The organism is Bacillus sp. hwrm1, assembly GCF_040207805.1.
Classification (GTDB): domain Bacteria; phylum Bacillota; class Bacilli; order Bacillales; family Bacillaceae; genus Bacillus; species Bacillus velezensis.
On record NZ_CP157943.1, the window covers coordinates 467,656 to 490,215 of the forward strand.

Genomic DNA, 22,560 nt, shown 5'->3' on the forward strand with positions numbered 1-22,560 from the left:
AAGAGGCTGCTTTCGGCGGCCCTCTTTTTTATGCATTTTCCTTATCCGCCTGCAATAAAGCCTGGCGTTTATTCATAATATCCAGAAAATGTTTCAGGATCGGATTTTGATTATCCTTGCGGTAGGCAATGACCCATTCGGCCGTGAGCTGCACCTGATTAATGCCGCGGTAGGCGACTTCGAGATTAAACAGCTTTTTAGCAGAAGAAGGCACGAAGGTTACACCGATGCCGGCACTAACCAATCCGATCACCATTTGATACTCCGTCGCTTCCTGAACGATTTTCGGTTTGAAGCCCGCCTGCTCGCAGTAGTTTACAAACTCTAGGTATAAAGTCGGCCATGTTTCTTTCGACAGTGTGATAATCGGTTCATTTTTTAAATCCTGAATGTCGATTGTCTGTTTAGCGGTAAGCGGGTGCTGCTTCGGCAAAGCCAGAATGCACGGACTGCTCTGCACCTTTTCCATATGTAACGCGGAATGCTGTAAAGGCGGATGAAGGATGCCGATATCAATGTTCCCCTTCAGAAGTTCTTCCTGCTGTCTGAAAGAAGAAATTTCACGCAGATCAAGCTTGACGGAGGGGAATTTTTCGCGGAATTCCCGAATGATCGGCGGCAGAAATTCATATGTGGCCGAGCCGACAAAACCGACGACAAGGCGGCCGAGCTCTCCCCGCGCCGTTCTCTGCGCCATTTCAATCGCTTTGTCTATTTCTTCGATCGCGTTTCTGCTGTGTTTTAAAAAACTTTCTCCGGCAGCTGAAAGCTCTACAACCCGTTTCGTGCGCTTTAATAAGGTCACGCCGACTTCCTTCTCAAGCTGTTTGATCTGCTGGCTGAGAGGCGGCTGTGTCATATTTAACCGAAGCGCAGCTTTGCCGAAATGAAGTTCTTCGGCAACGGCAATAAAGTATTGAAGATGGCGAAGCTCCATCCTTATCCATTCCTTTCTCTTTGTTAATTATTCGTGAAACATATTAATCATACGGCGAATTGATATTGGAGGTCAATTTCCAAAGAGTGTATAGTGAATAATATCACAAATTACTTAAAATTTTATATTTAATATGCATAATAAGGAGTGAGGGTGTTGGCAAAAGCAACAAATGAACTAAAAACCTCTGGAAAAAATCGGGGGGCGGAGCTTGTTGTTGATTGCTTAGTGGAGCAAGGTGTCACACATGTTTTTGGCATTCCGGGTGCAAAAATTGATGCAGTATTTGATGCGTTAAAAGATAAAGGACCTGAACTGGTTTTATGCCGTCACGAACAGAACGCTGCATTTATGGCTGCGGCTGTCGGAAGACTGACTGGAAAACCAGGCGTTTGTCTCGTTACTTCAGGCCCGGGGGCATCCAACTTGGCGACCGGCTTGTTAACGGCTAATACAGAAGGTGATCCGGTAGTGGCGCTGGCGGGTAACGTAATTCGCGCAGACCGGTTAAAACGGACACACCAATCATTGGACAATGCGGCGCTATTTCAGCCGATTACAAAATACAGTGTAGAAGTACAGGAAACAGGGAATATACCAGAAGCGGTAACAAACGCCTTCAGGGCAGCGTCAGCAGGTCAGGCAGGCGCGGCTTTCGTGAGCTTTCCGCAGGATGTTGTGAATGAAATCACAAATGTGAAAAACGTACGCAGCGTGCCGGCGCCGAAACAAGGCCCTGCACCGGAAGAAGCGGTCAGCGCGGCTATCGCGAAAATCCAGACGGCAAAACTTCCCGTTCTGTTAGTCGGCATGAAAGGCGGAAGACCGGAGGCGGTAAAACAAATCCGCAAACTGCTTGCCAAAACAAAACTGCCTTTCGTAGAAACGTACCAAGGGGCCGGCACATTGTCCAGAGAGCTGGAAGACCAATATTTCGGCCGGATCGGACTGTTCCGCAACCAGCCGGGCGATCTTCTGCTTGAACAGGCGGATGTCGTATTAACGATCGGTTATGATCCGATTGAATACGATCCGAAGTTCTGGAACGTAAACGGTGACCGTGCTATTATCCATCTTGACGAAATCCAGGCCGATATCGATCATGCCTATCAGCCGGAATTAGAATTATTAGGCGATATCGCCGCTACGGTTAAACAAATTGAACACGACGCTGTGACATTTGATATGGGCAGCCGTGAACAAGAAGTGCTGAGCGAATTAAAACAGATGCTCACAGACAGCGAGAAGGCGCCAAGCGACCATAAATCCGACAGAGTGCATCCTCTGCAAATCGTCCAAGAACTGCGCAATGCAATTGATGACGACGTAACCGTCACTTGCGATATCGGTTCGCACGCGATCTGGATGTCCCGCTACTTCCGCGCTTATGAGCCGCTGAAACTGTTGATCAGCAACGGCATGCAGACATTGGGCGTAGCGCTTCCTTGGGCGATTGCCGCCACATTGGTGAATCCGGGTGAAAAAGTCGTATCCGTTTCAGGGGACGGAGGATTCCTGTTCTCTGCAATGGAATTGGAAACGGCAGTCCGCTTAAAAGCGCCGATCGTTCACCTTGTATGGAATGACAGCACATATGATATGGTCGCATTCCAGCAAATGAAAAAATATAACCGTACATCATGCGTAGATTTCGGAAACATTGACATCGTAAAATATGCAGAAAGCTTCGGCGCCACCGGCTTGCGCGTTGAGTCACCGGAACAGCTGGCAGACGTGCTGCAAAAAGGCTTGAACACAGAAGGCCCTGTCATCATTGACATTCCTGTCGATTACAGTGACAATGTCCATTTATCAAGCGACATGCTTCCGAAGCAATTCAAAGAAAAAATGAAAGCAAAAGCTCTCTAGCACTCTGCGCACCATGACCTGTTTTCTAAAACAGCCCAATTTAAAAGGAGTGAAGGGAATATGAAAAACGCAAGCGACATCCATATGATGAGCCGCGGAGAAAAAGGCTCACCTGAGGATCAGATCTATCAAGTCTCAACAATGACATCTCTGCTGGACGGAGTATATGACGGAGATTTTGATATGGCTGACATTCCGAAGTTCGGTGATTTCGGAATCGGCACGTTCAATAAACTGGACGGCGAATTAATCGGATTTGACGGAGAATTTTACCGTCTGCGCGGCGACGGAACGGCTACGCCTGTTAAAGGCGGAGACCTGTCACCATTCTGCTCATTCACATTTTTCACGCCTGATATGACGCATACGATCGACGGCGAAATGACCCGTGAAGAATTCGAGCAGGAAATCGCCAGCCTTCTGCCTAGTAAAAACTTATTTTATGCGATCCGTTTAGACGGCGTATTTAAAAAGGTGCAGACAAGAACGGTAGAACGCCAGGAGAAACCGTACGTTCCGATGATCGAAGCGGTGAAAACACAGCCTGTGTTCAACTTTGACGACATTCAGGGTACAATCGCCGGCTTCTGGACGCCGGGGTACGCAAACGGCATCGCTGTTTCCGGATATCACCTGCACTTCATTGATGAAGGACGCAATTCCGGCGGACACGTATTTGACTATGTCATTAAAGATTGTAAAGTGACCATTTCTCAAAAAATGAATATGAACCTCATGCTTCCGAATACGGCGGACTTTTTCAACGCAAATTTAGATAATCCGAATTTTGCGAAGGATATCGAAACAACCGAAGGAAGCCCGGAATAAATTAAAAAAGAAAGCCCCATTTTTCTCGGGGGCTTTCTTTTTATTTGGCTGAACCGGCAAAGATTAGGTAAAATACAGTCAAAAGGGAAAGGTGTGGTAGCTGTGAAAGTATTGGTATTAGCGGTTCATCCTGACATGAACAACTCAGCGGTCAATAAGGCGTGGACAGAAGAATTAAAAAATCATGATGAAATCACGGTCCGTGAGCTTTATAAAGAATATCCGGACGGGAAAATAGATGCGGAAAAGGAACGGCAGCTGTGTGAACAGTATGACCGGATCGTATTTCAATTCCCGCTGTATTGGTACAGTGCGCCTCCGCTTTTAAAAACATGGATGGATCATGTGCTGGCGTATGGCTGGGCTTACGGCTCCAAAGGAAAGGCGCTGCACGGCAAAGAATTGCTGCTGGCTGTTTCCGTAGGTGCCGGAGAGGATGCATATCAGGCAGGCGGGTCTAACCATTTTTCACTGAGCGAGCTCTTAAGGCCGTTTCAGGCAATGGCTAATTTTACGGGTATGACCTATTTGCCTGCTTTCGCGATGTACGGGGTTAGCAGCGCCGATGCTGCGGCTATCCGTGACAATGCCAAACGCCTGGCGGATTACATAAAGAAGCCATTTTAGAGTCGTATGCATTCATCTTCATTTGACAATATTTCCTGAGAAATATTTCGAACCTTAGACGTTTCTGACTGCTCAAGAAAGAAAAAACGGATTTCGCGCTGAATTTGCGAAATCCGTTTTGATATTATGTCAGTTTTTGCAGATCTTTTGTGCTGATATATCCCGTTGCGCCCCCGTAATCGACAAGCGCCCAGCCGAAGTCAATGCCGCCGCCGGCTGTCTTTTTCCATCCGAGGAAAGAAACGCTCGTGTTTTTAGCAAGGGAAGCTTTGACCGCTTGTTTGTCTGTATATACTTTTGTTTTTTTCGTCGTTTTTACGGTTGTTGCTTCTTTAACAATATAATGAGTAGATACAAATCCTGTTTTTCCGTTTTTATAATGTACTTTAGCCCAGTCAGCGTTCTGGAATGAAACGATCTTTAAGCTGTCGCCTAAATGAAGGGTATCAGCTCTCGGACTGGCTGCTGATGCTTTTGTTCTGACGTTCAATGCTTCCGCGGAAACGAGATAAGAGTCAAGCGGGTAGCTGTACAGATCGTCAATTTTGACCGCTTCCTGCGCGTGTGTCTCGGGAAGAGGCGTTATTCCGGCAGCTGAAGCCGCTGTTATTCCCGCTGCAAGGGTCAGAATGGATGCCGCTTTGGCTGTTTTCTTCATCTGTATCTCTCCTTTTACTTCATCCTTTCACGTTTTACCGGAAGTCTAAACATCGGCCGGTTATTTTTGTGTTTGAAGTTTCAATGGAGCGGAAATGGTTTTTTTGACTTTTTCTCCTTTGAGCACCTGCTCCGCCGCTTCGGCCGCCAGTTTTCCGATCAGCTCCGGCTGCTGGGCGACCGTGGCTGTCAGCTTTCCGTTTTTAATGGAAGAAATCGCATCTTTATTTCCGTCGAAACCGACGACCAAAATGTGTTTGCCCGAGCTGTTAATCGCTTCGAGCGCGCCGAGTGCCATTTCATCATTATGGGCGAACACGGCTTTGATATCCGGCTGTCCCTGCAGCAGGTTTTCCATGACGGTCAATCCTTTTGTACGGTCAAAATCCGCCGCTTGCTTTGTTACGACATCCAGCTTTTTGTCGGCAATATGATGAAAGCCCGTTCCGCGTTCCCGTGTTGCGGATGCGCCCGGCACCCCTTGCAATTCCGCTACTTTGGCGCCTTTTCCGAGCTGATCGGCGAGGTAGTCAGCCGCCATTTCTCCTCCTTTGACATTGTCAGAGGCGACAAGCGTTTCGACTTTGCCGTGTTCGGCTGAACGATCAAGCGCAATGACGGGAATGCCGAGGGAATTTGCCGATTCGACGGCTGTTGAAATCGCTGATGAATCGGTCGGGTTGATCAGCAGCGCATCGACTCCCTGCTGGATCAAATCTTCTACGTCATTTGACTGTTTAGATGAATCATTTTGAGCATCGACAATAATGACCTTCATGCCCCGTTTTTTGGCTTCCTTTACAACGCCTTCTTTTAATGAAACGAAGAACGGATTGTTCAATGTGGAGACGGAGAGCCCGATAGTGAATTCTTTTTTATGTTTTGTGTTTGACGGTTTTGCCCATTGTGGCGGTTCAAGTGAACAGGCGGACAGCAAAAACAGTGATAATGCCGCAATCGTGATGATGGCTTTCTTCATAATGGTCCTCCTACTATGCCGATTTTTTGCGGTCCAGCAGCACCGCGATTAAAATGACGATTCCTTTGACGACGAGCTGATAAAAAGATGATACGCCGAGAAGGTTCAAGCCGTTGTTCAGCGTACCGATAATCAAAACCCCGATCAGTGTACCGATGATGCGCCCTCGACCGCCGGACAGGCTCGTTCCGCCGAGAACGACCGCTGCGATGGCGTCCAGCTCGTATGATTCCCCGGCCGTCGGCTGTGCGGAATTTAAGCGTGATGTCAGAATCGCTCCCGCCAGCGCCGATAATAAACCTGTCAGAGAATAGATCATGATCTTGATGCGGGGCACTTTGATTCCCGATATCAGCGCCGCTTTCTCATTGCCGCCGATGGCGTATGTCCGGCGGCCGAACGGTGTTTTATGCAGAAGAACCCACAGGGCCGCAAATGCAATCAGCATCGTAATGGCAGGTACGGGAATGCCGAGAAAATAACCGCGCCCGAATAATTGAAATGCGTAACTTGAACCGAGCCCCGTAATCGGATTTCCGTCCGTATAGACGAGGGTCAGTCCGCGAAAGACGGTCATTGTCGCCAAAGTGGCGATGAACGGCGCCATTTTTCCTTTTGTGATTAATAATCCGTTTATCATGCCGAGTACGGCGCCGATTACGCAGCCGATGATGACGGCTAAGATCGGGTCGATGCCTGAGACCATCATACCTGCGACCAATGCGCTCGATAAGGCGAGGATGGCTCCGACAGAGAGATCAATGCCTCCCGTTAAAATGACAAACGTCATTCCGAATGCAATCAGAGCGTTAATCGCAACCTGCCGAAGAAGGTTGAGAATATTGAGGGGTTCAAGAAAACTCGGGTTTAAAACGGAAACGATCAGCACAAGAATCAGTAAGCCGAGAAACGGACCGAGTTTTTGCGTAAAGGTGTGAATGGAAAATCGCTTTTGTTCAGTTGATGTCATTGGTTCAGTTTTCATACTGCTGCCCTCCCGTGGCAAGTGTCATGATGTGTTCTTGTGTTGCGCCGGCCGCATTGATTTCTCCGCTGATGCGCCCTTCGTGGACGACGATGATTCTGTCACTCATGCCGAGAATTTCCGGCAGCTCGGAAGACACCATGATGATGGCGACTCCGCGATCGGTCAGTTCATTCATTAATGAATAGATTTCCCTTTTCGCGCCTACGTCGACGCCTCTTGTCGGTTCATCAAGGATGAGAACTTTCGGGCCGATTCCGATCCATTTGGCGATGACGACTTTTTGCTGATTTCCTCCTGATAAATGCCGGGCGGCGGTTTCCGGAGATGCGGTCTTAATGGTCAGACGCTTGATGAGCAGCTCAACGAACTCCGCCTCGCGTTTTCGGTCAATGATGCCTTTCGGAGAGAAGCTGGTCAGGTTCGGCAATGAGATATTTTCACGAATGGACGTATCCAGCAGCAGCCCTTCATCTTTGCGGTTCTCCGTAATCAGGCCGAGTCCCTTACGGATGGCATCGTACGGACCCCGAATGCCGGTTTTTCGGCCGGAAATCCAGATCTCTCCGGAATCGAGCCTGTCAATTCCGAACAGCGCCCTCATGATTTCTGTCCGTCCGGCACCCATTAAGCCGGAAACGCCGAGGATTTCTCCGGCGCTCACATGGAAACTGATCTGTGAAAAGCTTCCTTTTTTTGAGGCGTTTTTCACTTCGAGCACCTTATCGCCGAGTGACGGCGTGCGAGTCGGATACCGATCGGTCAGCTCCCGCCCGACCATTTTTTTGACCACTTCATCAAAATTAGTGTCTTTAATATGCGCCGTATCGACAGTGAGGCCGTCCCGCATAATGGTGATCCGGTCGCAAATCGAAAATATCTCTTCCATTCGGTGCGAAATATAGACGATGGATACGCCGTCCCGCTTTAACGCCGTCATCACGTCAAACAGTTTGCTGATTTCCCGTTCGGTCAGCGCCGCGGTCGGTTCGTCCATAATAATGACTTCGGCGTTTGTCATCAGCGCTTTGGCAATCTCAATCATCTGCTGCTGTCCGACGGAACATTGTCCGGCTTCCCGGTCAAGAGGAAGAGAGACTCCCAGTTTTTCAAGCTGTGATTTTGCTAGCGCTTTCATTTTCTTCGTTTCCAAAACGCCGAACGCCGTCGTCAGCTCTTTGCCGATAAAAAGGTTTTCAAGCACCGTCATGTCCGGCCATATATTCAGTTCCTGATGGATAAAGGCGATTCCGTGCTTTTCGGCTTCCTTTGGATTGGAGAAGCTCATATTTGTTCCGTTTATCGTAATGTTTCCCTTGTCGAGCCGGTAGAGCCCGGTGAGCAGATTCATTAACGTCGATTTGCCCGCTCCGTTTTCTCCCATTAAAGCGTGGATTTCTCCCGGCAGAAGCTCAAATGAGACGCCGGAGAGCACTTGGTTTTTGCCGAATGCTTTATGAATGTCTGTCATGCCGATGTGCATGCTGGATCCCTTCTTTCTAGAAAATCACACCCGCCTGCAGGATGCAGTTGGCGTATGGTGTCATTTCACCCGTTCGGATGACGGCTTTTGCTTTCTGTGTGAGCCGTTTGAATTCCTCGTGGGACATGTACTCGATCGTCTGCGCTGAGAAATGGCTTTCTATGAAACTTGCATTCTCGGGGTTTGCGTCTTTGATCTCGGAAGCGGCCATCACCTTTTCGACTGCCATCTCCCCGGCTACCAGGCTGGTCACGTCGCGAAAGGCGGGAACGCCCGCCGTTAAGGACAAATCAATTTTAGGGACACCGTCAGGGACGGGGAGACCCGCATCGGCGATTGCGATGAGGTCTGTATGCCCGAGATCGGCTAATACTTTGGCAATGTGGCTGTTTAACATTCCGTGTTTTTTCATGACAGCAGCTCCTCAACTTCTTTTCTGGCCGGCATCCCGCCTTGGGCGCCGAAGTGCTGCACGGACAGGGAGGCGGCGCGGTTGGCAAACAGGAGCGCTTGCTCAATGTCCCGTCCTTCCGCGAGTGCGACGGCAAGTGCCGCATTAAAGGTATCGCCGGCTCCCGTCGTGTCGACCGCTTCTGCAGGGAAGGCGGGAACAAGCCGTTCCGCGGTGCCGTCTGAGTAGCGCACGCCTTGTTTTCCTTCGGTAATGAACAGTTTGCCGGGATAGCCGGCGAGCGCTTCTTCTTTCGTCCGGTCAGGAAATAAAATGGACGCTTCATGTTCGTTCGGCGTAAGATATGCGGCATCCTCAATCGTCGATTGTTTCAGCGGCCGGGCCGGCGCGGGATTCAGGATAACCGGAATTTGCTGCGCGCGGCAGTAGCTGCACACTTCTTCAACGGTTTCTTCAGGAATCTCCTGCTGGATCAGCACGATATCAATGCCGGGAAGTTTTGCCAGCGCACTTTTGGCATAATCGGGGGAGATGTCATCGTTTGCGCCTTTTACGACGACGATGCTGTTGTCTCCTTCTGCGAGCACAATATGAGCCGTTCCGCTTTTTTTATGTGTAACCGTTTCCATGTAGTCCGTATTGACACCGTTTGCCTTCAGGTTTTCAATAATCGCTTTTCCGTAGCTGTCACTTCCAGCTTTTCCTACCATATATACGTTTGCGCCAAGGCGGGAAGCGGCTACGGCCTGGTTTGCGCCTTTTCCTCCGGGCACGGTTTGAAAGTCTGTGCCCAGTACGGTTTCTCCGGCTTTCGGACGCCGTTCGGATGTGACGACCAGATCCATAGAACAGCTTCCGATAACACAAATTTCACTCATGGTGATCATCCTTTCTCGTCGTTTGTCTTCGTATGTAAGTCACGGGCAGTTGAATGGCCGTCTCTTTCGGCGGCTCTTTCTTTATCAATTGCAGCAGCAGGTTTGCCGCTTGTTTTCCCATCTCATATGCAGGCTGGCGGATGGTTGAAAGAGGCGGAAACAAAAGCCTGCTCTGCGGAATATCGTCGTATCCGATGATCTGAATCTCCTCCGGAACTTTTTTGCCGAGCCGCAGCGCCTCATGGAGGACGGCAGCCGCCGCAATGTCGTTGCTGGCAATGACTCCGTCGGTTTCAGGGTATGCTGCAAACAATTCTTCTGCTAAAATGGCGGCATCCTTGATGGAAAATGAAGCGGCGGAGATGACATTGAACTGCGCGTTCGCTTTTTGCAGCACGTTAAGTGCGCCGTTAAAACGTTCCTGAGCGGTCGAAAGGTGGGCTGGGCCTTTGACAAGCGTGATGCTTGTGCTTTTGCCGCGAAGCATTTCCTCAGCCGCCCGTTTTCCGCCTGCCCGCCCGTCACTGAATACGGATGGGGCGCCTTCTTTTGTCCGGTCCAGAAATACGACCGGGTAAAGGCTGCCGCTGTATTCGGGAAGGTCGGGGTAATGGGTGGCCGCCAAAATACCGGCAACTTGATTTTGTTTAAATGTTTGCAGGTAGTCGAGTTCTTTTTCCAATTCTTCATCGCTGTTGCCGATGATCAGCCGGTATCCTTCCCGCTGCAACTCGTCTTCAGCGCCGCGGGCAAGCTGAGGGAAAAAGGGATTCGTAATATCCGGAAGCAAGAGCCCGACCAGTCTGGATTCTCTTTTATAAAGAGAGCGGGCAACTTCATTCGGATAATAATTCAGCTTCTCCATGGCAAGCATGACCTTCGTTCGTGTATCTTCATGCACGTAGCCGTTGTCATTGAGGACACGCGAGACCGTGGCAACAGAGACGCCGGCAGCGCCTGCGACATCTTTAATCGTTGCCAACAAACACTCCTCCTTCACTTATGTAACCGTTTACATAAAAAGAGTAACACGAATCATTTCGGTTGGCAACAAAAAAAGAGACCGGGGTCTCTTTTAGTTCACGATGCCGATTTGTGAGATATTCACTTTGATATCAGGGATGATCTCGATGGAAGGATAGACCTTACGCCAATTAAGCCGCTTGCCCCGCTCATAATAATGGGTTTGATATTTCCGGCCGATGCCGAGGATATCCGAGTTGTGCTCCTGAATATGGCTGATCACCGATCTGGCCTGGCTGTTCAAATTTGCTGAGGCTTGTTTGTTTATTTGGTCGATTGCCGTATAAGAATTCAGCTTGTCCTTTGGATATTCCAAGACGCGTGCATTCAGTTTTAAACGGATTTTCACTTTTATATGCTGCGGATCTGTATCTATAAATACAATCTTTCGCGTGGCATCCGTGATGCCGAGAGAAAGATAATTTTCAATATCCATTTTGTATTTGTCCCACAGCTTCAGATTAATATTAGCCGATTTATTAAATTGCCCGCTTAAAAGGGTCAGGAGGGTTGAATCCTGACCGAGCACCTCAGTCACTTTCCGCTGGCCGCTGAACAGGGCAGAACCCTCTATCTTTATCGTCTGTCCGTTAATCGATAAATAAGGTAGGGCGAAATCCTTATCAGCCGTCAGCATGCTTGAACGGATGGATTGCAAATTCTCCATGCTGATATTTGATTCCGCATTAGCGCTTGTTAATAAATTCGTTAAATACTTGCTGACGATCAATTTCTGCCGGACGATCAGCTTCAGCACTTCAATCGCCTCGCCGTCTTTTACAACCGCCGGATGAGCGAGAAGCGGGCTTTTCGGATCTCTGTAAAAGACATCGAGATAAGGAAAAAGCGGTTTTTCCGCCATTTTCTCACCGATTAATAAGACTCTTTGCTTGGACGTGTCAATGCGCTGGTCGACAAGCTTATCCAATTGAAACCGCGCTTCACGGATGGTGTGCCCGGAAGCGCTGAGCACCGTCGTAATGAATGAGCCGCCCGTTTCCTGTTCCGCCTGGGAGGACTGAACCTTCCGATAGGTGATGCCGATTTTATTTTTACCGTCATGATCAACATCAAGGCTTGCGGTCAGCACGAGAGAAATATCTTTCAGCAAATTTTGATCCCAGCAGCCCGCAAGTGTCAGGCTTGCGCACATGAGACTGATAAGAACCGCTTTTTTAATGCGCATGGCGGACACCCTTTTTGCGTACAAGGATAATCAATACCATAAACAAAGGAAACAAATACACAAACACAATATCGGAAATGCGGAAAAACTGATCCAGCTGCTGTATCGTTTTATCTGTGCTTGTGGCCCAAATAGACAGAAGGAAGACGAGCAGGGCCAGCGGATAAACAAACCGGCTGTGATCTTTTTGATTGAACAGCTTGGCAATGCCGGTGCTTGCCAAGTAAAACACGTTGGCCAGCGTTGAAAAGACGGTCACGAACCAAAACGTCAAAAAGAGCAGATCCGTCCGTTCGATAATTCTGAATGAAACGGTTTTTAACAGGTACAGCACAGGCTCCGGGATCATTTTTATTTCTTCGGGGCTGATTGTGACAAAGCAAGTAAGGGTGATATACAGGTAATAAAGGATAATCAAGATGTTTGAAATCGTCAGTATTTTGTAGCGCTGGCTGACGGTGCAGTTGATTAGGGGCCCGATCACGAGCGCCGCCTGAAAGCCGGTAATGCTGACAAGTGTTTGCTGCACCCCGGTAAGCATGTCTTTTGCGGTTCCGTGAAAAATCGGCATAATGTATGTGATATCGGCTTTTCCCAGCGTGTATAAAAGCGGCAGAGAGATCAGCAGCAAAAACGGCGTTAAAATAAAGCTGAACCTGGCGATCGCATTCAGCGGAGCCTGGGCGATATAGACAGAACCGAGGATCAGCATTAAGCTGATCACCCAATTCGGAGTCTGAGGGAGCACCCAGATATCCAATATCCGTGTAAATACAGAAAGAATGAGCGTGCAGAGAAACGCGAAATATAAAATATACAGCACCTGCACCCCTTTGCCGGCAAGTGTTCCGAACACCTCCTCCAGCATTTCGTACAGGTTCAGCTTCGGAAACCGGTGAAATAATATCATATACAGGCTGAATGTAAGCTGGACGAGCAATCCGGTAAGCAGAATGGAAATCCATCCGCTGCTTCCCGATTTCATCATCAGTAAATGGGGCAGCGCCAAAATGCCGATGCTGATCTGCGTCTGATTAATGAAAAACACGCCTTGAAGCGGGCTTATTTTTTTAGGCTTCATCTTTTCTCCACCCCCGAACATGTTTCATCTGCTTTGAGTCTTGCGGTCTCAAATAAAAAGGCCTTCTTTTAATAAACCAAGCCGGCAGCCGGATAAATGCATCCTTCAAGTCACTGAAATGAAACGGCGTCAGAGATGATAAATAAGGAACGCCGAGTGATTCAAGCTTGCACAGGTTCATCAGAATAAGCCCGAAACCGAGTGCGATGCCGATAAAACCGAACGAGGATGCCAGAAACATAAGCGGAAATCTGAGCGTTCGGATGGACGTGCTCATTTCATATGAAGGAAGCACAAAAGAAGAAACAGCCGTAACGGCTACGACGATAATCATCATATTAGAAATGAGTCCCGCCTGAACGACTGCGTCACCGATCACGAGACCGCCGACAATGCCGATCGTCTGACTGATCGGTCTCGGCAGCCTGATACCGGCTTCGCGGATCAGTTCAATCGTAATTTCCATAATCATGGCTTCTATCAGCGGGGGAAAGGGAATATCAACAATCGAATTTTTCATGGTGATAATCAGATCGTTGGGAATGACTTCAAAATGAAACGCAATCAGCGCGATATAAAAAGCGGGCAGCGTAATCGCGATCATAAAGGCGAAAAATCTCAGCACTCTTAAAAAACTGGCAGAAATCCACCTCGTGCTGTAGTCATCCGGAGATTGAAAAAAGGAAAAGAATGTGATCGGCGCAATCAAAGCCGACGGACTCCCGTCCATCATGATCAGTACACAGCCTTCCATCACGCATGCTTTTGCTTTATCCGGCCGTTCCGTATGAATGATCTGCGGAAAAATGGAAAACGAATTATCTTCTATTGATTCCTCGATAATCCCGGGCGCAAGCACGCTGTCTATACGCAAGTATGACAGGCGCCGCTTCACTTCCTCGACAATCTCCGGATTGGCGATATTCTCAACAAAGATAACCGCAACCTTTGATTTGGCTCTTTCCCCGATATCCATATAATGAACGGAGAGATGGCGGTCCTGTATGTGAAACCGCAGCTGATGAATGTTCGTTTCCAAACTTTCCACAAACCCGTCATGGGCGCCGCGGACGATACTTTCAGATTCGGGTTCCATAATGGAACGCAGCGGATTCTGCCCGACGGAAAACAGCTTCGCTTTCCTCGATGCATCGCTGAGAAAAACAACCTGGCCGGCCAAAATCCCGTCAATGAGTTTTCTGGTTTCATCCGTTTCCGCACTGCTGACGGCATTCATCGTTTCCTCAAGCGGGCCGTTCTGCAGGGTGTCGCTTAACAGAAACTCATTCAGCTTCTGTTCTTCTATCATTTGTTCAATATAAAAGAAAGCGGTATGACGGTCCTGCAGTTTGATCCTTCGTATTTTAAAATCACCGCAAACACACATCAGCTCCTGCATTTCCCGTACAGCCGATTCAAAATCGCCGGGAATCCGTTTGTTTTGTTTATCCGCAGACATCAGACCGCCTCCTTTCCTGGTTATCTGTAGTTTTCAGCGGGTATTCCTTTTTTATGCATTTTATAAAATAGAGGAGTTCCTCGATGTTTTACCAAGAACTTCACAATTATGGATGAATATTTCTTGAACGAATATAAAGATTTATTAAAATTATTTCAAAAGAGTGATAAACGTCCTGTAAATGGTTTAAAAGGAGAAAGGCTTTCCGCATATAAAATGTGTATTTCTTGTAAACACTCCGGACCCGTCTTATTCTGTCATGTACCAGTCATTCCGCTAGTTATTTTGGAATGGGACTGAAAGCAGGATACGGGGGAAAAATGAATGACTTTAAGACCTTATCCTTAACAAAACAGGCAGTCTGCACACAGCGGACAGAGAGTCCCGAAACGTATGCGCAGTGCGAAAAACGCTGATACAAACGGGCTGGAAAAGATGGATTATCATTACATCTTTTTCTTCCGGAACGCGAATAGTTCCATTGGTCCAAATGAATTTCTGCGTGAAAATGTAAACGCATTCATTTTTCTTTTGAAAAATTGAAGTAAGGTTGAAGTCCTGCCTATTCCCAAAAAAAGCAATTCGATAATAGGAAGAATAGCGTCACTAATAGAGAAGTTTGGCTCAGTGAAAGCGGGAACATTATGTTACATAATGCCGATTGAGAATTCATAGTGAAGCTATATACTGATGAATGAATTTATCAATACAGAAGGAGATGTCAAAAATCAATGTGGTTACTCATTATAGCCTGTGCTGCCGTACTAATCATCGGAATCATTGAAAAAAGGCGGCATCAGAAGAATATCGATGCTCTGCCAGTACGCGTCAATATTAATGGTATCCGCGGAAAGTCAACCGTAACGAGGCTGACGACCGGAATACTGATGGAGGCGGGCTACAAAACAGTCGGAAAAACGACGGGAACAGATGCAAGGATGATCTATTGGGATACACCTGAGGAGAAACCGATCAAACGGAAACCGCAGGGCCCGAATATCGGCGAGCAAAAAGAAGTAATGAAGGAAACCGTAGAACGGGGCGCCAATGCCATTGTCAGTGAATGTATGGCGGTAAACCCGGATTATCAGATTATCTTTCAGGAAGAACTCCTTCAAGCCAACATCGGCGTCATCGTGAATGTGCTTGAAGACCATATGGACGTCATGGGGCCGACGCTTGATGAAATCGCTGAAGCATTTACCGCGACGATACCGTATAACGGTCACCTTGTCATTACAGACAGTGAATACACAGACTTCTTTAAAGAAAAAGCCGCAGAGCGGAATACCGAGGTCATTATTGCGGATAACTCTAAAATTACAGATGAATACCTTCGTAAATTTGAATATATGGTCTTTCCTGATAACGCTTCCCTTGCGCTCGGCGTTGCCCAGGCTCTTGGGATAGATGAAGAAACGGCGTTTAAAGGAATGCTGAATGCGCCGCCTGATCCTGGCGCCATGAGAATCCTGCCGCTGCTCAGCACGAAGGAGCCCGGTCATTTCGTAAACGGCTTTGCCGCAAATGATGCATCTTCTACTTTAAATATATGGAAACGTGTAAAGGAAATCGGCTACCCGACAGATGAACCGATCGTTATCATGAACTGCCGCGCCGACCGTGTGGACAGAACGATTCAGTTCGCAAACGACGTGCTTCCGTACATTAAAACGAAGGAACTCATACTCATCGGCGAGACGACTGAACCGATCGTCAGAGCTTATGAAGAAGGCAAGATTCCTGCCGATACATTGCACGATCTGGAATATAAATCAACAGACGAAATCATGGACGTGCTGAAAACAAGAATGCAAAACCGTGTCATATATGGCGTCGGCAATATCCACGGTTCAGCGGAACCATTAATTGAAAAAATTCAAGAGTATAAGGTGAAACAGCTCGTTAGCTAGGAGGAAAAGGATAAATGTTCGGATCAGATTTATACATCTCACTTATTTTAGGCGTGTTAATCAGTTTAATTTTCGCGGAAAAAACAGGTATCGTACCTGCCGGTTTAGTCGTGCCGGGTTATTTAGGGCTCGTTTTTAACCAGCCGGTCTTTATTTTACTCGTATTGTTAGTGAGTCTTCTTACATACGTGATCGTCAAATACGGTTTATCCAGATTTATGATTTTGTACGGACGCAGAAAATTCGCAGCCATGCTGATAACGGGAATCTGCTTAAAAATCGCCCTTGATTTCCTTTACCCGATCGTACCGTTTGAGATATCAGAATTCCGAGGAATCGGTATCATCGTACCGGGTCTGATCGCCAATACCATTCAGAAACAGGGATTAACGATTACATTTGCCAGCACGCTGTTCTTAAGCGGCGCAACTTTTGCCATTATGTTTGCTTACTACTTAATCTAATGTAAGGTGTGTCAAACGATGAAAAAACAATTAAGCTTTCAAGAAAAACTGCTGAAGCTGACCAAACAGCAGAAAAAGAAGACCAATCTTCACGTTTTTATCGCGCTGCCGATCGTCTTTTGCCTGATGTTCGTCTGCATCCTGACAGGGAAGGCGGAAACGCCGAGTGTGAAAAGAAATGCCGATGACCTTGTATCAGCCTCATTCGTCGGAGATATTATGATGGGCCGGAATGTCGAGAAAGTGACAAAGCATAAAGGCACGGAGAGTGTCTTCCGTTACGCAAAGCCATTCTTCGAAGCATCCGACTATGTGTCGGGGAACTTTGAAAACCCGGTTACATATAAAAAGAACTACAAAGAAGCAGAAAAAAATATCCACCTTCAGTCAAACAAAGATGCCGTAAAAGTATTGAAGGACATGAATTTCACCGTTCTCACGGCAGCCAACAACCATGCGATGGATTACGGCCCTCAGGGAATGCGGGATACGGTTGAAGAGTTTTCAAAGCAAAATCTTGAACTTGTCGGCGCGGGCCTCACGCTGAAGGAAGCCGAGCAGAACATTTCGTATCAAGATGTAAACGGAATCAAAATCGCAACACTGGGTTTCACTGATGTTTCCGGAAAAGGCTTTGCAGCTAAACGAAATGCGCCGGGTGTGCTTCCGGCCGATCCAGAGCTGTTTATTCCGATGATTTCTAAAGCCAAAAAGAAAGCCGATCTTGTCATTGTTCAAACACACTGGGGACAGGAATACGATAATGATCCGAATGACAGACAGCGCCAATTGGCAAGAGCAATGTCAGATGCCGGAGCGGATATTATCGTCGGACACCATCCGCACGTGCTAGAACCGATCGAAATGTACCACGGCACTGTTATTTTCTACAGCCTGGGCAACTTCGTATTCGACCAGGGGTGGACAAGAACGAGAGACACGGCGCTTGTTCAATATCATCTGCAGAAAAACGGCACGGGACGCTTTGAAGTCACGCCGATGAATATTCATGAAGCCACGCCTGCACCGGTTAAAAAAGGCAGCATCAATCATAAAACGATCGTACGTGAACTGACGAAAGAATCGAATTTCGATTGGAGCGTCAAGGATGGAAAATTAACGTTTGATGTGGATCACAGCGATATCTTAAAAAAGAAAGCGGAGTGAAAAACAAATGAAAATCATTAAAGCGGGATGGCCGTTTGCCGCGATCATTATGGTATTTATGTTTATGTCAGCGTTTAAATACAATGATCAGCTCACAGATCAGGAAAAACAAAAAATTGACACGGAAATGCAAAAGATTCAGCAAGAGGACACAGCGAGCGCAAAATAAGCGCATGATTCCGCTTGCCGGCATATTGTTTGTTCCGAATCCAGTAAAGAATGCCCATATCGGGCATTCTTTTTTTGTGTGCTCTCCTAAACATTTGTTAAAAGTTACCGATGTAAAAACTACTAAAAATGAGGAGAGTGAATAGAAAACATGCTCACAAGCTGGAGGAAGTACATCCTTGCCGGCCTTATGATTTGTCTTGTGGCACCCGCAGTAACGAGAACGGAAATTGCTGAAGCGGATTCTCAAGTTTCTGTCCTGATGGTTTCAGACGCGCAAAAACTTGTCGGAAATAAATATGTTTACGGAGGCGAAGAGCCTGAGGACGGTTTTGATCCGTCCGGATTGATGCATTATCTTTTCAGCAGGCAGAACATCCATCTGCCGAGAACGGTAAGTGATCAATGGAAAGTCGGAACCGCCGTCAACGAAAATGACCTTTTACCGGGAGATCTTGTGTTTTTCAAAAAGTCGGATTCAACACAAAACGCGCCCGTCCATGACGGTCTTTATATCGGAAACGGAGAGATGATACACAGTTCTCCGTCAGAAGGCGTAACCGTCAAACGGTTTCAAAAAAGCAGTTATTGGATGAATTTATATCTTGGCGCAAAGCGGATTACAAAAGATCCGGAACTGGCTGATGACCCGATCGTTCAGGAGGCAGCCCGTTACCTTGACATTCCGTATGTATTCGGCGGAAGCACGCCCGAGGAGGGATTCGACTGTTCGGGGCTGGTCCAATATGTTTTTGAAAACAAGCTTCACATTTACCTGCCGAGATCAGCGGAACAGCAGTGGCTGGTCGGTGAGAAAATCAAACTGAGCGGCATAAAGCCCGGGGACGTGATTTATTTCAGCGACACGTATAAAAAAGGAATTTCCCATGCGGGCATTTATGCGGGAGAGGGAAGGTTCATCCAAGCAAGCCGCTCCGAAAAAGTCACCATTTCTTACTTGTCGGAAGATTACTGGAAAAAACATTTTACAGGTGTGCGCCGATTCAGCAATTTAGCCATTTCTAAAGAAAATCCCGTTGTGTCCACAGCGGCCGATCATATCGGAATTTCTTATCTGAAAGGCGGCGTTTCACCGGAAACCGGCTTTGATACGGCGGGATTTGTTCAATACATCTATCAAAAAGCGAAAGGAATCAGCCTGCCGCGTTATGCGGACAAGCAGATGCAGGCGGGCGTTCCGGTCGATAAACAAGATCTGAAGCCCGGCGATCTGGTCTTCTTTAAAGCGGAAAGCCTGAATCCGGCCATTTATATCGGGAACGGACAAGTGATTCATGTCACCGTGTCCGCAGGCGTTACCATAACAAATATGAACACAAGCGCTTATTGGAAGGACAAATATGCGGGCGGCATCCGGCTTCCGTAAAAAAAGACGTCAGAGAGTGTCTCTGACGTCTTTTTCTTTTACCGTTTCGGCGCTCTGTATCCGGCCGCTACCGCATCCTCTACGGAACAGAACATTTCCGCGGGATCTGTCGTCCGGTCGTAGTATGTACTTCCCGGCGTGTGATAAATGCCGTTCCGGCTGCCTTTAATGTCGCATCCCTGTGAGGTGCCGGCTGCTTTCGTTTCGGCATGTCCGCCGGAGGAAGGGGCGTTGTTTTGCGCCGTTTCCGCGTTTTCGAATGTTTTTGTTTCTGCTTTCTGCCGCTTTAAAGTTTTATTTTTTGACTGAAGCGTTTCAGCGGTCTTTTCGAGCTTCTTTTGTGAATTTTTTAATTTCTCATTGTCTTGTTTGAGTGATTTGTTTGTTTTTTTCAGCTCGCTTATCTCTTGGCTGAGTTTGCTGAGTTTTTCTTCATTGCCGGCTTCGGCTTCGGATTTCTCCTATTCGGCCGCGGCACTGATGCTTTCATATTTTTTCTCAAGCGCCTGGTGTTCCTTCGTCAATTTTTGATAAGCGGTATCAAGGGTGCTGTATTTCTCCTCTGCCTTCACGGCCGAGGCGTCCGGCTCTGCGAGGGAGGCGCCGGTCAGAAGCAGGATAAATCCGCCGATGAGAAGGGGCCAATACAGCTTTTTTGAAAAACGTTTTTCTTTTTTTGCCGCTTTGCATATGAGGTGGAATATTCCGTATCCGACTGCGCAGAGAAAAGCTAAACATCCTATAATAGCGATTGCATTCGACATCATGAAACTCCTTTTTTCTTTATCTTACAATTTATTTTCATTTTTGGGAATTTCTTTTTTGGAAAACGTGAAAAGCCAGGCCGTGAAAGACCTGGCTTTTTCCTTTTATTGATCGTTGTCGAGAAGCCGGTTGATGAAATATGCGACGCCGTTTTCATCGTTGCTTTTTGTAATATACGTGCTTTTTTCCTTCAGTTCATCAATCGCATTGCCCATGGCGATGCGGTTTCCCGCCGCTTCAAACATGGAGAAATCATTCGGGCTGTCGCCGATGGCGTAAATATCCTGTTTTTCAATTCCGTACAGTGAGGCAAGCTCCGTCAGAGCACGTCCCTTTCCGGAACCGGCAGGGAGGATTTCGATAATGTGTTTTCCGGAAGATGTCTGGGATAATTTCGGATGATGTGTAATTTCTTCTTTGGCGTTTCTCAGTTTTTCCATATCAAAAGAGAAACAAAGAAGCTTGTAAACATGTTCGTCTCCGTTAAAAATCGCCTGTATATCCTGTACGGGTTTAATGCCGAATTGTTTGAACTGCGTCTTTGCGCCCTCCCATAATGTCTGAATATCTTCCTTGGGATTGGCGCTTTTCAGAATATCCAGTTCTGCCTGCAGTTTGGACTCGCCGTCAAATGGGGACAGCAGATGATCATCTGTATAGACCTCAAAGTAAATGTCTTTGTCCGTTAAATAAGCGGCGATATCCTTCCCGGCCTGCTGATCCATTAAGAGCCGGCTGACGGAGCGGTATCCTTTGTCATGGACTGTCCCGCCGTTTGCCGCAATGATCGGAATATCTAAATCCTTCAAGAGCGCTTTTACATCAAACGTGGCTCTGCCCGTGCAGATGGCCACGAGAATGCCCGCTTCATCCGCTCTTTGTAAAGCCGCTCTGTTTTCCGGAGAAATCACACTGTCCGAGTTCAGTAATGTGCCGTCTAAGTCAATGGCTATCAATTTCATATGTATGGATGCCCTCCTTAAAAATAAAGCTGCTTCATGTAGTATGTTCAGCTTTGTGCGAAATCAGCAGAAAGCCTTCAGTTAAAAGGCTATACCTTCATGTCCTTTTTTTCAACAGAAAAACGGCGGGGTTTCTAAAACCCCGCCGTGACGTCTTACGCGTCTAAATCATTTTTTAATTTTGTTTTTACTTCTTGAAGGTTTTCCTCATTCAGCTTGAAGTAATAAATATTTTTGCCGTACTGAGGAGTGTAAATATAGCTGTCTGAACCTGTCAGCTGCAAAGAATCCACCGATTTCAGCGATGTGATAAACGGAAACAGACCGATGGCGTCATTAAGAGATAAGTTCATTTTTAAGTTTTTCCCTAAGCTGTCGACGATATCGTCATAAGATGGGATCGAGCTTAACGATTTAGATTTTTTAATAATGGCGCTCAGCACTTCCATCTGTCTTTGTCCGCGCATCAGATCGGTGTCCGCTTTGCGTGTTCTTACATAAGCCAGTGCCTGCTCACCGTCAAGCGTCTGGACGCCCGGCTTCAGCACGACTTTTCCTTTTGTATCGACTTTAATACGATCGGCAATTTTCTGGCTTTTCACATTTACCGTAACGCCGTTCAACTCATTGACGACATCGCGGAACGCGTCGAAGTTGCTCTCAACCACATAATCTACCGGAATATCAAGCATGTTTTCTACTGTTTTATAAGTTAAATTATAACCGCCGTAAGCATGTGCGTGCGCGAATTTGTCATAGCCGTGTCCCGGGATGTTGACATAGGAATCCCGCGGAATGCTGAGCATCGTCGCTGTTTTCTTTTTCCGGTTGAAGGTGACGAGCACGTTGGCGTCACTTCTTGCGTCATCTACTGATTCGCCCTTATTGTCACGGGCGTCTATTCCTAAAAGCAATACGGTGAAAGAATCCTTCTTCGGGTCAAATTCTTTGATCCGTTTTACGGACTGGTCGCCGCGGTCAAGGCTGACGTGCGCTTCTTTGGTCGCATTATTCAATTTCACAAATGCGTAGGTGCCGACGGAACCGGCGATCACCAATAAGAAAGCGGCGAATACCAGTACAAATTTCACCCATTTTCTGAGGCGTCTTTTCTTTTTTCTGCGTTGAGATCGTTCTTCCATATCATTACCTCTCGTTTCTATTCTTTGTGAAGCGTACCATAATTGTTGACTTGGAGCAACTCTGCAAATGAGAAAATTCCAAATCTTTCTCTCTATTTCGACAACATCTACTGTTATTTTTGCATCAGGTTCACATTATATTGGACGGCAGGAAGCGGGAAATGTTTCGTCGCTTTGTAAAAAATAAT

At 47.2% G+C, this 22,560-nt stretch carries 21 protein-coding genes and 1 pseudogene; 8 read left to right on the forward strand and 14 right to left on the reverse strand.

All coding sequences use genetic code 11. From position 1 onward, the window contains the following. Positions 1-28: 28 nt before the first annotated feature. Positions 29-937, reverse strand: a complete 909-nt coding sequence (gene alsR, locus ABK447_RS02475) for an acetoin biosynthesis transcriptional regulator AlsR (RefSeq protein WP_007407528.1) — start codon at positions 935-937, stop codon at positions 29-31. A 156-nt stretch (positions 938-1,093) separates the two neighbouring features. Between alsR and alsS the strand changes: the two genes are divergently transcribed. The 3 genes from alsS to ABK447_RS02490 all read left to right on the forward strand — a co-directional run bounded on the left by alsS (position 1,094) and on the right by ABK447_RS02490 (position 4,261). Next, entirely contained in the window at positions 1,094-2,806 is a 1,713-nt protein-coding gene (gene alsS, locus ABK447_RS02480; protein WP_007407527.1) for an acetolactate synthase AlsS, read from the forward strand. Positions 2,807-2,866: 60 nt separating this feature from the next. Continuing rightward, positions 2,867-3,634, forward strand: coding sequence for an acetolactate decarboxylase (budA, locus tag ABK447_RS02485; protein ID WP_124935051.1), 768 nt, complete (start codon positions 2,867-2,869; stop codon positions 3,632-3,634). Positions 3,635-3,736: 102 nt separating this feature from the next. Continuing rightward, on the forward strand, positions 3,737-4,261 hold the full coding sequence (locus ABK447_RS02490) for an NAD(P)H-dependent oxidoreductase (RefSeq protein ID WP_020956445.1): 525 nt from the start codon (positions 3,737-3,739) through the stop codon (positions 4,259-4,261). 124 nt (positions 4,262-4,385) lie between these two features. On the opposite strand, the gene ABK447_RS02495 is transcribed toward ABK447_RS02490, so the two are convergent. From ABK447_RS02495 to ABK447_RS02540, 10 genes are all read right to left on the reverse strand, one after another. Then, positions 4,386-4,919, reverse strand: coding sequence for an SH3 domain-containing protein (locus ABK447_RS02495; protein ID WP_012118607.1), 534 nt, complete (start codon positions 4,917-4,919; stop codon positions 4,386-4,388). Between the two features lie 60 nt (positions 4,920-4,979). Further along, on the reverse strand, positions 4,980-5,897 hold the full coding sequence (gene rbsB, locus ABK447_RS02500) for a ribose ABC transporter substrate-binding protein RbsB (protein ID WP_349909413.1): 918 nt from the start codon (positions 5,895-5,897) through the stop codon (positions 4,980-4,982). A 13-nt stretch (positions 5,898-5,910) separates the two neighbouring features. Next, complete coding sequence (gene rbsC, locus ABK447_RS02505; RefSeq protein ID WP_015240722.1) at positions 5,911-6,882, reverse strand: ribose ABC transporter permease RbsC; 972 nt, start codon at positions 6,880-6,882, stop codon at positions 5,911-5,913. After that, positions 6,872-8,365: a sugar ABC transporter ATP-binding protein gene (locus ABK447_RS02510; RefSeq protein WP_094031340.1), complete on the reverse strand. Its 1,494-nt coding sequence runs from the start codon at positions 8,363-8,365 to the stop codon at positions 6,872-6,874. Before ABK447_RS02510 ends, rbsC begins: the two co-directional genes overlap by 11 nt. A 16-nt stretch (positions 8,366-8,381) precedes the next feature. After that, entirely contained in the window at positions 8,382-8,777 is a 396-nt protein-coding gene (gene rbsD / locus ABK447_RS02515) for a D-ribose pyranase (RefSeq protein ID WP_020956442.1), read from the reverse strand. Further along, the gene (gene rbsK, locus ABK447_RS02520) at positions 8,774-9,655 is read right to left on the reverse strand and encodes a ribokinase (protein ID WP_032869519.1); all 882 of its coding nucleotides are present in this window, start codon (positions 9,653-9,655) and stop codon (positions 8,774-8,776) included. The genes rbsD and rbsK overlap by 4 nt, the downstream gene beginning before the upstream one ends. Beyond that, a complete protein-coding gene (locus ABK447_RS02525; RefSeq protein ID WP_039063758.1) occupies positions 9,648-10,637 on the reverse strand; it encodes a LacI family DNA-binding transcriptional regulator in 990 nt (329 codons plus the stop codon). Before ABK447_RS02525 ends, rbsK begins: the two co-directional genes overlap by 8 nt. A gap of 93 nt (positions 10,638-10,730) precedes the next feature. Next, a complete protein-coding gene (locus tag ABK447_RS02530; RefSeq protein WP_007407518.1) occupies positions 10,731-11,864 on the reverse strand; it encodes a Ger(x)C family spore germination protein in 1,134 nt (377 codons plus the stop codon). Then, positions 11,854-12,945, reverse strand: a complete 1,092-nt coding sequence (locus tag ABK447_RS02535) for an endospore germination permease (RefSeq protein ID WP_349909418.1) — start codon at positions 12,943-12,945, stop codon at positions 11,854-11,856. Before ABK447_RS02535 ends, ABK447_RS02530 begins: the two co-directional genes overlap by 11 nt. Beyond that, positions 12,935-14,404, reverse strand: a complete 1,470-nt coding sequence (locus ABK447_RS02540) for a spore germination protein (RefSeq protein WP_023357161.1) — start codon at positions 14,402-14,404, stop codon at positions 12,935-12,937. The genes ABK447_RS02535 and ABK447_RS02540 overlap by 11 nt, the downstream gene beginning before the upstream one ends. Positions 14,405-15,135: 731 nt before the next feature. Between ABK447_RS02540 and pgsB the strand changes: the two genes are divergently transcribed. The 5 genes from pgsB (at position 15,136) to ABK447_RS02565 (ending at position 19,503) form a co-directional block, all read left to right on the forward strand. Continuing rightward, positions 15,136-16,317: a poly-gamma-glutamate synthase PgsB gene (gene pgsB, locus ABK447_RS02545; RefSeq protein WP_003151337.1), complete on the forward strand. Its 1,182-nt coding sequence runs from the start codon at positions 15,136-15,138 to the stop codon at positions 16,315-16,317. Positions 16,318-16,331: 14 nt separating this feature from the next. After that, positions 16,332-16,781 (forward strand): poly-gamma-glutamate biosynthesis protein PgsC, encoded by a 450-nt coding sequence (gene pgsC / locus ABK447_RS02550; protein ID WP_003151340.1) that lies wholly within the window; start codon positions 16,332-16,334, stop codon positions 16,779-16,781. Between the two features lie 18 nt (positions 16,782-16,799). Beyond that, positions 16,800-17,948, forward strand: coding sequence for a CapA family protein (locus tag ABK447_RS02555; protein ID WP_007614174.1), 1,149 nt, complete (start codon positions 16,800-16,802; stop codon positions 17,946-17,948). Between the two features lie 7 nt (positions 17,949-17,955). Further along, positions 17,956-18,117 carry a hypothetical protein gene (locus tag ABK447_RS02560; protein WP_088461759.1) on the forward strand — a complete coding sequence of 54 codons (162 nt, stop codon included), beginning with the start codon at positions 17,956-17,958 and terminating at the stop codon, positions 18,115-18,117. A 150-nt stretch (positions 18,118-18,267) separates the two neighbouring features. Continuing rightward, positions 18,268-19,503: a C40 family peptidase gene (locus tag ABK447_RS02565; RefSeq protein WP_094031338.1), complete on the forward strand. Its 1,236-nt coding sequence runs from the start codon at positions 18,268-18,270 to the stop codon at positions 19,501-19,503. 38 nt (positions 19,504-19,541) lie between these two features. Here the strand turns inward: ABK447_RS02565 and ABK447_RS02570 are convergent. From ABK447_RS02570 to ABK447_RS02580, 3 genes and pseudogenes are all read right to left on the reverse strand, one after another. Beyond that, positions 19,542-20,267, reverse strand: a pseudogene (locus tag ABK447_RS02570) (hypothetical protein). Between the two features lie 105 nt (positions 20,268-20,372). Further along, positions 20,373-21,230 (reverse strand): Cof-type HAD-IIB family hydrolase, encoded by an 858-nt coding sequence (locus ABK447_RS02575; protein WP_025285373.1) that lies wholly within the window; start codon positions 21,228-21,230, stop codon positions 20,373-20,375. A 155-nt stretch (positions 21,231-21,385) separates the two neighbouring features. Continuing rightward, positions 21,386-22,372 carry an LCP family protein gene (locus tag ABK447_RS02580; RefSeq protein ID WP_012118595.1) on the reverse strand — a complete coding sequence of 329 codons (987 nt, stop codon included), beginning with the start codon at positions 22,370-22,372 and terminating at the stop codon, positions 21,386-21,388. Positions 22,373-22,560: the final 188 nt, after the last annotated feature.